Source organism: Rossellomorea sp. ABR4_012, assembly GCF_056159545.1.
Genome location: NZ_JBSWVK010000002.1, coordinates 604,080 through 616,092, shown reverse-complemented (window position 1 = coordinate 616,092; position 12,013 = coordinate 604,080). Strand labels below are relative to the sequence as shown.

General features: G+C 46.1%; 11 protein-coding genes. 6 read left to right on the top strand and 5 right to left on the bottom strand.

Features of this window, described 5'->3' with window-relative positions:
* The 3 genes from ACXAFV_RS12650 to nagA form a co-directional block, all read right to left on the bottom strand.
* A partial coding sequence (locus tag ACXAFV_RS12650) for a rhodanese-like domain-containing protein (RefSeq protein ID WP_475126913.1) occupies nt 1-219 on the bottom strand: 219 nt, incomplete at its 3' end.
* Nucleotides 220-371: 152 nt separating this feature from the next.
* Nucleotides 372-1,097, bottom strand: coding sequence for a glucosamine-6-phosphate deaminase (nagB, locus tag ACXAFV_RS12645; RefSeq protein WP_475126912.1), 726 nt, complete (start codon nt 1,095-1,097; stop codon nt 372-374).
* Nucleotides 1,094-2,290 carry an N-acetylglucosamine-6-phosphate deacetylase gene (gene nagA, locus ACXAFV_RS12640; protein WP_475126910.1) on the bottom strand — a complete coding sequence of 399 codons (1,197 nt, stop codon included), beginning with the start codon at nt 2,288-2,290 and terminating at the stop codon, nt 1,094-1,096. The genes nagB and nagA overlap by 4 nt, the downstream gene beginning before the upstream one ends.
* A gap of 241 nt (nt 2,291-2,531) precedes the next feature.
* Between nagA and ACXAFV_RS12635 the strand changes: the two genes are divergently transcribed.
* From ACXAFV_RS12635 to ACXAFV_RS12610, 6 genes are all read left to right on the top strand, one after another.
* Entirely contained in the window at nt 2,532-3,260 is a 729-nt protein-coding gene (locus ACXAFV_RS12635; protein WP_475126943.1) for a GntR family transcriptional regulator, read from the top strand.
* A 173-nt stretch (nt 3,261-3,433) separates the two neighbouring features.
* On the top strand, nt 3,434-4,813 hold the full coding sequence (locus ACXAFV_RS12630; RefSeq protein WP_475126908.1) for a PTS transporter subunit EIIC: 1,380 nt from the start codon (nt 3,434-3,436) through the stop codon (nt 4,811-4,813).
* A 75-nt stretch (nt 4,814-4,888) separates the two neighbouring features.
* Nucleotides 4,889-5,959 (top strand): DUF871 domain-containing protein, encoded by a 1,071-nt coding sequence (locus tag ACXAFV_RS12625; protein WP_475126906.1) that lies wholly within the window; start codon nt 4,889-4,891, stop codon nt 5,957-5,959.
* Nucleotides 5,956-6,864: an N-acetylmuramic acid 6-phosphate etherase gene (gene murQ / locus ACXAFV_RS12620; protein WP_475126904.1), complete on the top strand. Its 909-nt coding sequence runs from the start codon at nt 5,956-5,958 to the stop codon at nt 6,862-6,864. The genes ACXAFV_RS12625 and murQ overlap by 4 nt, the downstream gene beginning before the upstream one ends.
* Nucleotides 6,865-6,953: 89 nt before the next feature.
* Nucleotides 6,954-8,366 carry a glycolate oxidase subunit GlcD gene (gene glcD, locus ACXAFV_RS12615; RefSeq protein WP_475126903.1) on the top strand — a complete coding sequence of 471 codons (1,413 nt, stop codon included), beginning with the start codon at nt 6,954-6,956 and terminating at the stop codon, nt 8,364-8,366.
* Complete coding sequence (locus tag ACXAFV_RS12610) at nt 8,363-9,688, top strand: (Fe-S)-binding protein (protein WP_475126901.1); 1,326 nt, start codon at nt 8,363-8,365, stop codon at nt 9,686-9,688. The genes glcD and ACXAFV_RS12610 overlap by 4 nt, the downstream gene beginning before the upstream one ends.
* Before the next feature lie 200 nt (nt 9,689-9,888).
* On the opposite strand, the gene bioA is transcribed toward ACXAFV_RS12610, so the two are convergent.
* Nucleotides 9,889-11,256 carry an adenosylmethionine--8-amino-7-oxononanoate transaminase gene (gene bioA, locus ACXAFV_RS12605; protein WP_475126899.1) on the bottom strand — a complete coding sequence of 456 codons (1,368 nt, stop codon included), beginning with the start codon at nt 11,254-11,256 and terminating at the stop codon, nt 9,889-9,891.
* Nucleotides 11,234-11,959, bottom strand: a complete 726-nt coding sequence (gene bioD, locus ACXAFV_RS12600) for a dethiobiotin synthase (RefSeq protein ID WP_475126898.1) — start codon at nt 11,957-11,959, stop codon at nt 11,234-11,236. Before bioD ends, bioA begins: the two co-directional genes overlap by 23 nt.
* Nucleotides 11,960-12,013: the final 54 nt, after the last annotated feature.

The window sequence follows — 12,013 nt, the reverse complement described above, 5'->3', positions numbered from 1 at the left end:
CTTTGCTGAGAAAATTTCAAGCCCTCTGTCCGTAGCAGCCTCTTTACTTACTTGCTTGTATAGTGTTCCAACCTCCGCTCTTTCTTCGTCATCGAAGATTGGGATATTGAGGCTCTCGGGTATAGTCATTTCTTTATATTCTGAAGGGGAACGGACATCCACAAAGACAAAGTCATCAGGGCAGGTCATTAATTCATCAATCGAAATATCTTTGAACAAACGGCTTCACCTCTTTTAAAAACTTGATTCCAGTATGGTCAAAATAAAAGGAAGTTAAAATGTAAAGAACTTATTTTTATAGTAATCTATTCAAACGCAGTTTACTATCACCGGGTGAAAATAAAAAACCCTTCACTCCATTGAGTGAAGGGTTAGACCAATTTCAGTGTGTCCATATCGGCTATGATTGTTACATTGGGATGTTCTTTAAGGATGGAAGCGGGGAAGTTTTCGCTCACTTCATTGTCCAAGAGATTCTTCATGGCTTCCTGTTTTGATTTTCCTGAAACGAGCAGGAGGATTTCCCTGCTTTTCATGATGCTTGAGATGCCCATCGTGATAGCCTGCCGGGGCACTTCATCAAGCGATGAAAAATAACGGGCATTCGCTTCTCTGGTCGATGCAGTCAGTTCCACAATATGTGTGCCTGAATGAAAGGAAGTTCCAGGTTCGTTAAAACCGATATGCCCATTTGCTCCGATACCGAGGATTTGAAGGTCGATGCCTCCCGCCTTCTCTATCAGATTCTCATATCGATCGCATTCCTCACCAAGTTCTTTAGCCATACCAGATGGGATATGTGTATGATCGAGTGATACATCTATATGTGAGAACAGATTCGTGCACATATATTGAAAATAGCTATTCGGATCATCCTTTGAAAGTCCGATATATTCGTCAAGATTAAAGGTTTTAACACACTTGTAGGATGTGCCGTTCACATGGTGATCCTCAATGAGTTCTCCGTAAAGGCCTTCTGGAGTTCCTCCGGTCGCAAGTCCAAGTGTGAAACAATTCGAGCTTCTGACTTTCCCGATCACATGTTGTGCCGCTTTAACACTCATTTGCTTATAGTCAGACACTTCAATGATTTTCACTCGTCACCATCTCCTCTTACATAAGCGATTTTCCCTTTACAAATGGTCATACATAAGTCCATCTGTTCATCCAGGATCACCAAATCGGCATCTTTTCCAGAAGCTATGCTTCCTTTCCTGTCGAAAACCCCAAGCTGTCTTGCAGGGTTTTCAGAAGTGATCTTGATAGCTTCTTTAATCGAGCAGCCTGTATACTTTTGGATGTTTTGAAATGCCGATTTCATCTCGAGCACACTTCCTGCGAGTGTATCCTCGTCTAAAAGCGCCATGCCGTCTTTTACGGTCACCATCTGACCGCCAAGATCGTACAGACCGTTTTTCAGGCACTTGGCACGCATGGAGTCAGTGATGAGGATCATCCTTTCATGGGTGATTTGCTGAAAGGCAATATCGACTGCTTCAGGTCTGACATGAATGCCATCAGCAATCAGTTCCACCATCAATTCCTTGCGATTGAAAGCAGCTCCGACAATTCCCGGTTCACGATGATGAAAGCCTGACATCTGATTGAATAAATGAGTCACATGACAGACACCTTTGTCGATTGCTTCGCACATTTCATCATACGTTGCATTGGAATGGCCCGCCGAAGCTACAATTCCATTTTCCTTTAGATGCTGAATCAATTCATGTCCTTTATCCATTTCGGGAGCGATCGTAACGAGCTTGATATGGTTTTGTGAGGCATTCTGCCACTCTTGAAACGCCTCCACAGATGGGGGTTCAATATGGTCTAACGGCTGCGCCCCTGCTTTCCCGCTGTTGATAAATGGACCTTCCAAGTGAATCCCTAGAATCTCTGCCTTACCTGCTTCCTGTCCCGCCTCGATATATTTGCCCGTATTGATTAACGCTTTTTCTATATTCTCTTTTGACTCCGTCATCGTTGTCGCCAGGAGGCTTGTTGTTCCTTCCTTTGGAAGTGTTTTGGTCATCGTGTCCAGCGACTCTATCGTCGCATCCATTGTATCTGCACCATTCACGCCGTGGATGTGGACATCGATCATGCCCGGAATGATCGAAGAATTCCGCGGCAGAGAAATGTCAGTGAATCCTTCATCTTTTTGCAGATCATCCATTTCTCCGACTTCAGAAATAATCCCACGTTCTATTTTGATAAATCCACATTCAATGACCCTATTTTGCGCATAGATTTTTTGATTACAAATTATATAGTTAACAGGGATGCCCATATTCTTTTCCCCTTCCGCTTATACTTTATCTACTGTGACTTTAACATCTCAACGTCACAGTTGTCTATACCAATTACGTTTTATATTAAAAAACGTCCTTCATTTCTAATAAAGGTTAACAGCCCACTCTTTACTGGTATAGACATCAATAGGTTTTGAATGGTAAGATGTTTGTAATTTAGAGCAACGATGTAAAAGCAATATGGGATTCAAATAAATTTCCAGGACGGTGAAAACGAAATTGGTCAACAAAAAGTCTCCATTACCTCTGTATTACCAAATAGAAGAACATATAAAAGGGATGATCGATTCCGGGGAACTCAAACCGGGTGACGTGCTTCCTTCAGAAAGAGAGCTTGCTGAATCTTTCAGCATCAGCCGGATGACCGTGCGTCAAGCGATAACCAACCTCGTAAATAAAAATCTTCTTTACCGAAAAAAAGGAAGCGGTACGTACGTTTCACACAATAAATTTGAGCAGTCCCTCCACGGCCTGACCTCCTTCAGTGAAGATATGAGAAGGCGGGGACTTGAACCCGGCAACAAGCTCATCCACTTTGAACTTTCCAGCGCGACTGAAGAATTGATTCATCATTTCTCCCTGCATGATGATGACCTTGTTTATAAAATCAAACGGATCCGTCTAGCGAGCGGTGAACCAATGGCCATCGAAACATCCTATATTCCCGTAAAGCTGATCCCGGGGCTCAGCCAGGAAATACTAGCCCACTCACTCTATCAGTATGTGGAGGAAGAAATTGGATTGAAGCTCGGTCATGCCTCTCAATCAATCGAGGCCGCCGCTGCAACAGAAGAAGATGCCAAACATTTGCAGCTGGAGAACGGGGAACCTGTTTTATTCATCCAGCGGGAGACATTCCTCGATGACGGAGCGCCATTTGAACTTGTTAAATCCACTTACCGTGGAGATAAATACAAATACAAGATGAATATCGAACGGTTAAGATAAAAAACACCCATGGGACGAAAACCTCCCAGGGTGAGTTTTTTTATTCTCACATTCTTAAATACTAGTTCTTTTCTTCGTAAAAATGGTATAGACATCTATACTAATAGTTGATATGATACATTGTAAGCGAATTCATTTTATTATTACATTTTTACTAAAAAGGGGAGAATTTTATGCGGAAGGAAGAAAGATTGGCCAAAGAAATAACCGAGCTTCTCGGCGGTCCGAGTAATATTGGCGCGCTGGAATCGTGCATGACGCGCCTTCGTGTCAAACCGGTCGATGAGAGCAAGGTTGATTTAGCCGGCATCAAAAAGATAGACGGGGTATTAGGGGTCGTCGAAGCTGAAACCATCCAGATCATCCTTGGACCTGGAATCGTGACGAAAGTTGCCTCTGAAGTTTCTGCTTTAACAGGAAAATCCGTTTCGTCTGTGGACGAGGATGAAGTCGAGGACTTTTCATTCGAAGGACTTGCAGACCGCACGAAAGCAGATCTGAAGAAAAAGAATGCCACTCCATTCAAATTATTTTTAAGAAAAATTGCCAGTATCTTCATTCCATTGATCCCGGCAATCGTAGCATCCGGATTGATCGCAGGGATCACAAACGTCATTGTCCGTTCAGGTGTTAATCCTGAATCGACATTGATCGAAATTCTTAATTTGATCGGTTGGAGTCTATTCGGTTACTTGGGTGTGTTCGTCGGTATCAATACCGCGAAGGAATTTGGCGGTTCCCCTGCTCTTGGTGGTGCAGCGGGTATCCTGATCATCAATCCCGGTCTTGCCAACATCACATTATTCGGTGAAGATCTCGTCCCCGGGCGAGGCGGTTTGATCGGCGTTATGCTTGCTGCCGTATTCATCGCATTCCTTGAGAAGAGAATCCGTAAGGTGGTCCCTTCTGCCTTGGATATCATCATTACACCGACAGTTTCCTTATTAATCACAGGATTTGCGACGTTAGTTGTCCTTCAGCCTGTCGGAGGATTCATTTCAGATTTAATCACCGAAGGTTTACTTGGTCTAATCGATATGGGTGGTTTCTTTGCAGGACTCATTCTTGCAGGAACATTCCTTCCACTGGTTGTGACCGGGCTTCATCAAGGCCTGACTCCGGTTCATATGGAACTGATCAATACAATTGGTAATGACCCGCTTCTTCCGATCCTAGCCATGGGTGGTGCAGGACAAGTGGGCGCTGCATTTGCGATTTACTTTAAAACGAAGAATCAGAGATTGAGAAAAGTCATCAAAGGCGGACTTCCTGTTGGAATCCTTGGAATCGGCGAACCGCTTATTTTCGGTGTTACGCTTCCGCTTGGACGCCCGTTCATCACAGCATGTCTTGGTGCAGCCGTCGGAGGAGCATTCCAGGCAGTCTTCAAAACGGCAACCATCGCGATCGGTGTATCCGGAATCCCGCTTGCATTCCTTATGGATGACGGACAGATCCTTCTGTATCTTGCCGGCGTTTTGATCGCCTATGTATTCGGCTTCATCTTCACTTGGATGTTCGGCTTCAAGGAAGAAATGGCAAAGGATATTTAAGCAGATTCATATAATAGTAAAGAAGGAGGATCTTCCTCCTTCTTTACGTTTTTTCATGTAAGGGAGTGAATGAGCATGCTCGGAATATCAATCTATCTAAATGAAGAAAACAGGGAAAAGAATGCGGAATGGATCAGGAAATCCTCTGCGTATGGATTTCGCTCCATTTTCACTTCCCTTCATATCCCTGAAGATGATCCAGACACCTATAAAGACTTACTTCAGGAACTGGGCAGTCAGGCCAAGACTTATGACATGGAGCTGCTGGCTGACGTATCGCCGACGTCATTGGGGCATTTGGGACTTGATTGGGACACTCTCCCCAAGTTGCTCGATTGGGGACTTGCCGGCATCAGGGTGGACTACGGCTTTTCCCCTGACGAAATCGTGAGCCTCTCGAAGCTCATGAAGACCGGGATCAATGCCAGTACCGTTTCGGAATCGGAGCTTGACAGTCTGATTGAAAAAGGATTAAATGTGGAAAACGTTGAAGCCTGGCATAATTTCTACCCGCGTCCCGAAACAGGGCTGGACTTTGAATTCTTAATCGAAAGAAATGTCATGCTGAAATCAAAAGGGTTTACCACGATGGCTTTTGTACCTGGAGACGATACTTTGCGCGGTCCAATCTTTGCAGGGCTGCCGACTCTTGAACAGCATCGTCACGCCCCCGCTGCTCTTGCTGCCGCACAATTGAAACACTCAGGGTTCACCGATAAGGTTTTAATCGGAGATCCTTCCGCTACAGTGGAAACACTGAAGGAACTAAGCATGATCAATGAGGGCATCATTCCTTTAAGGATTGAATTACTTACCGGTGCCGATCACTCAGGCATCCTAACCGGGGTTCATACCAATCGGATGGATCCCGCACGAGATGTAATCCGTTCTGTGGAATCCCGTTCATATGCAGGGATCGGGAAGACAACCGCACCCTTAAATCAAATTCAGCGAAGCGTTGGAATGGTTACACTCGATAACGAGTTATACGGGAGATACTCTGGTGAAATGCAGATTGTCAAAAGGGAATTACCAAAAGATGATAAGGTCAATGTCATTGCTAAAGTCATAACCGAAGACCTTCCTCTCATTCACGAGATAAAAGCGGGAGGAAAATTTCAATTACTAGTGAGGGATAAGAGATGAATCTAACGAAATTAAATACAGAGCAGCAAAACCCCAAAACACTAAACATCGACCTGATGGAGACAGAAGAAATCATCTCGATCATCAATCAGGAAGACCTTCTTGTTCCAAATGCGATCGCGAAAGAAATCACCGTTATTAGCACTGTGGTAGACAAAATTGTACAAGCCTTCAAAGACGGCGGCCGATTAATCTATACCGGTGCAGGGACGTCAGGACGATTAGGCATACTTGATGCCTCTGAATGCCCCCCCACATACGGGACGGATCCTGAAATGGTGATCGGAATCATAGCCGGCGGTAAAGAAGCGACTACGGAAGCGATCGAAGGCGCTGAAGATGACAATGAACAAGGGAAGCAGGATCTAGTCGACATCGGACTCACTGAAAAGGATGTAGTGGTCGGGATTGCAGCAAGCGGAAGAACCCCTTATACCATCGGAGCCTTACAATATGCGAACGAAATAGGCGCAGCATCGGTATCCGTCGTCTGCAGCAAAGACTCTAAAATGGAGAAAATCTCAGCCTATACGATTGCACCGATCGTCGGTCCTGAGGTGGTGACCGGTTCTACACGGATGAAGGCAGGCACTGCACAAAAGCTTGTACTGAACATGCTGACCACTGCTTCCATGATCAAAATCGGTAAAGTTTACGGCAACCTCATGGTCGATGTACAGATGACGAATGAAAAACTTCGTAAACGGGCAGAAAACATCGTCAAGACAGCAACAGGTGTCTCAGACAAAGAAGCTAGTACTGCCCTGGCAGATCAAAACAACAATACGAAAGCGGCCATCCTTCAAATCATGACGGGCCTGAAAGGGAATGAAGTGCTCCAGCTGCTTGAAAAGCATTCAGGGCATTTACGAGATGCAGTTTCAGCTTTTCATTCTTCCAAATAATTCATACCTAAAGGGACGGGCCTCTTTTAAAAGAGTCGTCCTTTCTTTCATCATTACAGCAATCATTTTTTTACAAAGGCGGTATATCCATGATCTCATCCTCATTAAAAAAACAATTCATTGATCTGGTCGGTGAAGAAAATTATCGGGACAGCTCTGCTGAGAGACTCGTCTATTCCTATGATGCAACGCCAAATTTTCAATCGATGCCGGATGCCGTCATCGTCCCCCGAACTACCCGGGAAGTATCCGAAATTGTGAAACTATGCAATGAGCACCGTATCCCCATCGTCCCACGGGGTTCCGGCACCAATCTATGTGCAGGCACCTGCCCGACCGAAGGCGGACTAGTACTGCTTTTCACCCATATGAACCGCATTTTAGAGGTCGATGAAGAGAACTTGACGGTCACTGTACAGCCGGGAGTCGTGACCTTAGATCTGATTCATAAGGTCGAAGCGAAAGGATTGTTTTACCCTCCTGATCCGAGCTCTATGAAAATATCAACGATCGGGGGCAACATCAATGAAAATTCCGGCGGTTTAAGAGGTTTGAAGTATGGAGTCACCCGGGATTATGTCCTTGCTTTGGAAGCCGTCCTCCCCAATGGTGACATCGTCCGGACAGGGGGAAAACTTGCAAAAGACGTGGCCGGATATGACCTTACACGCTTGTTCGTAGGATCGGAAGGGACACTGTGTGTCATTACGGAAGCAACGTTGAAACTCGTTCCCATACCGGAAACGAAGCAGACCATGCTCGCTCTTTATCAGGATATCGAAGCTGCGGCCCAGAGCGTTTCAAGCATCATTTCGAACCGGATCATCCCTGCCACCCTTGAGTTTCTGGACCAGCCGACTCTGGAAGTCGTCGAGGATTTTGCGAAAATCGGACTGCCTACCGACGTGAAAGCAGTGCTCTTGATTGAACAGGATGGACCTCCTGAGGTGGTGGCACGCGATATGAAACGGATGGAAGAGATTTGTCTGGAGAACGAGGCAGTATCCGTTCAATTGGCAGCTACAGAAGTGGAAGCCGAAGCTCTTCGAACCGCCCGCCGTTCGGCTCTGTCAGCGCTGGCACGGCTGAAGCCGACAACCATCCTGGAAGATGCGACAGTTCCGCGCTCTGAAATCGCCAAAATGGTCAAAGCGATCAATGAAATCGCAGAACGGCATAAATTGAAAATCTGCACATTCGGCCATGCCGGTGATGGCAACCTGCATCCTACAGTTGCAACGGATGCCAGGGACCATGATGAAATGGAACGGGTCGAAGCAGCGTTTGAAGAAATCTTCGCCTATGCCATCGAACTCGGCGGAACGATCACTGGTGAACATGGAGTCGGGATGATGAAAGCACCTTACCTGGAGTGGAAGCTTGGGCCCGAGGGTATAGGCGCGATGAAAATGATCAAGCAGTCGTTCGACCCGAATAATATCATGAATCCAAATAAAGTATTTGCCAAAGAATCAAGAAAACGTGTGGTGATTTCAAGATGACGACAACCAAAGAAAGACAGCAGATACAACAGGAGTTCAAAGACCGTATGGATCAGGACGAGCTGTTGAATTGTATGAGATGCGGCTTCTGCCTTCCCTCCTGCCCCACCTATATCGAGTCGGGATTCAAGGAATCACATTCACCGCGAGGCAGGATCGCTCTGATGAAGGCAGTCGTCGACGGGGTCATCGAACCGGATGAAGAAGTCGAACGAACGCTGGATCTATGCCTGGGATGCAGGGCCTGCGAGCCTGTCTGCCCTTCAGGCGTGAACTATGGCCATCTGTTGGAAGAAGCACGGGACATCATCAATCAGAATAAACAGCACTCCCTTCCAGTACGAGTACTGAGAAAGACGGTCTTCGAAGGATTATTCCCTCACCCGGGGAGAATGAGAATGGTGACTCATCTTCTCGGAATCTATCAGCGGTCAGGGATGCAGAAGGCTGCCCATGCCACTGGTGTCATGAAACTATTCCCAGAAAGCATGGCTGTGATGGAAAGGGTTCTTCCTAAGGTTCCGAGATTGAAAGATATGAAGAACCGCCCTTCTTCCCTTTCCTCCATTGGTGAAATGAAGAAAAAGGTCGCTTTCTTCTCGGGATGTCTGATGGATACGATGTTTCTTGAAACAAACAACGCCACGACGAAGCTCCTGCAGCTGGCAGGCTGTGACATCGTGATTCCTGACCAGCAGACCTGCTGCGGCGCACTGCATGGCCACAGCGGTGAGAAAGATGCCGCCAAAGAATTGGCGAAAAGGAATATTGAGGCATTTGAAGATTCAGGCGTTGATTACATCATTACCAATGCAGGCGGGTGCGGAGCCTTTCTTGTCGATTATGATCATCTGCTGAAGGATGACCTGGAGTGGAAAGACCGTGCTGCCCGGTTTAAAGATAAAATCAAAGACATTTCTTCTATTTTAGTAGAGTTGGAGTTTCATAAAAAAATAAAGCTGCGGGCGGATACGGAACGGATTACGTACCAGGATTCATGCCACCTCAGGAACGTCCAGCGCACATTTATGGAACCCCGCCTCCTGCTTCAATCAGTCGCTGGTGCGGAGTATAAGGAAATGAAACTGGCCGATCACTGCTGCGGTTCTGCCGGCATCTACAATATCGTGGAATCGGAAATGTCCATGAAAATACTCGATCATAAGATGGAAAACGCAGCTGACACAGGGGCAGTGACAATCGTTACAGCAAATCCTGGATGTCTGCTGCAAATGAAGCTTGGAATCGAGAGAGAAGGACTGTCTCATAAAATGCGGGCGGTTCATATTGTGGACTTTTTGCTGGAGGCTGTAGAAGAGTAAAGATGGGACCGCCCTTATGGGGTGGTCTTTTTTATGCAGGAAGTGGTGCCTGGCTCAAATTCGGGGTTTTGTGCCTGGCTCAAATCAAGGGTTTTGTACCAGGCACCCATTCAGCAATTTGTACCTGGTACGTGGCATGTGATTTGTACCAGGTATAATCCGCTTACCTCAGTGGTCCAACCAAACTATCCCTAAAGGAATTATCTGGATTTTCCCCCGACGTACTTCTTCGTTGTCATTTCAATCGCTTCACTCATGATACCCACCATTTTTTCAAGCTCCTCTTCACTTGCTGCAAGCGGCGGCATAAAGACGATCGTGTCCCCGATTGGGCGTGTGAGCATGCCGAGCTCCCTCATTTTCAGTGTGGTCCGGTATCCGACTCTGTCTTCCCAAAGGAAAGGTTTTTTCGAATCTTTGTCCGCAACCAATTCGATACCGCAAATCATGCCGAGCTGGCGAATACTACCTACGTGGGGATGACTCTTTAACGGCTCTAGCAGATTTTCAATCACTTCCGTCTTCTCCTGAGTCCTCTCAACCAGTTTGTCTCTTTCATAAATTTCAAGGTTGGCAAGGGCTGCCGCACAGCCAAGCTGGTTTCCTGTGTACGAATGGCCGTGGAAGAATGTTTTCAATGACGTATAGTCGTCGTAAAAGGCTTCATAGATTTCTTCCGTAGTCAGTGTCGCTGCTATCGGCAGGTATCCGCCTGTTATCCCTTTGGCAACAGTCATGATATCCGGCTGGACCCCTTCATGCTCGACTGCGAACATTTTTCCGGTCCTTCCAAACCCGGTCGCCACTTCGTCGACGATCAGAAGAATATTGTATTTTTTGCACAGCTGCTCTACCCCTTTGAAATAGCCCTTTGGCATAATATTCATTCCGCCGGCTCCCTGGATGAGGGATTCAACGGTCATCCCGGCAATCTCATGATGATATTCTTCCAAGATCGACTCCAGCTCTTGAAGGCACTGATCGCGGATTTCATCTTCATCATCCAGGTCGGGATGGTGGTAGACATCAGGAAACGGGGCAACCAGGGAATGGAACATGAGAGATTTATAGACGCGGTGGAAGATATCCACTTTCCCCACACTAATCGCTCCGACAGTATCGCCGTGGTAGGCATTTTTAAGCGTGATGAATTTCTGTTTTTCCGGTTTCCCGATGTTCTGCCAATATTGATAGGCCATTTTGATGGCGATTTCGACCGAGGTCGCGCCGCTATCTGAATAGAATACCCGTTTCAGCTTTTCAGGTGCAAGGTCGATCAATTTTTCTGCCAACAGGATCGACGGGATATTGGACGCTCCAAGCAAAGTGGAGTGTGCGATTTTATCCAGTTGCTCTTTGATGGCTTGATTGATTTCTTCATTTCGATGTCCATGTACGTTCAGCCATAGTGAAGAATAACCGTCGAGGTACTCGTTTCCGTAAATATCACGGAGGTACACCCCTTCTCCGCTTTCGATCACCAATGGATCGGCATCATAATCTTTCATTTGTGTAAATGGCAGCCATAGATATTGACTGCTTTTTTCAATAAGCTTTTCGTGGTTCATGCTGCATTGCCTCCTCTAAAACATTGATGTTCCATTTTTCTAGAATCTGTTCTACATTCAGTTCTTCCATTTCCTGTGTGTTTATGTATGGAAAGGTACCCACAATCGGAACGCCTGTTAATTTCTCCAGCATTCTTCTATTGTCTTCTTCGATCTCAGGCAGCTCATCGGGTGTTACACGATTAAGAATGATCCCTGCAACCTTAATCTTTCTCTGTTTCAGCGCCATCACCGAAAGAACCGTGTGATTGATGGTTCCAAGTCCTGCCCTTGCTACCAGGATGACGGGCAGTGACAATCGATCGATCAGGTCGATCATCGTTTCTTCTTCATTTAACGGGACGATCAGCCCGCCTGCCCCTTCTACAAAAACAAGTTCATGAAAGTTTACTAGTTTCTGTGTTTGATTGATGATCGGCTGAGTCTCAATCTTCTTTCCTTCCATTGCCGCAGCCAAATGAGGGGAGCTCGGTGTTTTTAGCAGATATGTATTGGTTTCGTCTCCGAATCGTCGTTTCGCGAATCTTTCGTAAAAAACGGTATCCGGTGCAACCAGCCTGTCTCCTTCCAATTCAGCCCCGCTCTGTACAGGCTTATAAGGAAAAACGTCGATTCCCTTGTCCAGAAAATATCGGGTTAACAAGGCTGTGATCATTGTCTTTCCGATCTCAGTGTCAGTTCCTGTAATAAAAAAACCACTCACCACTTTTCCCCCCTTTTCATTTATGTTAACTATATTTACTTTTTGGTTAACATA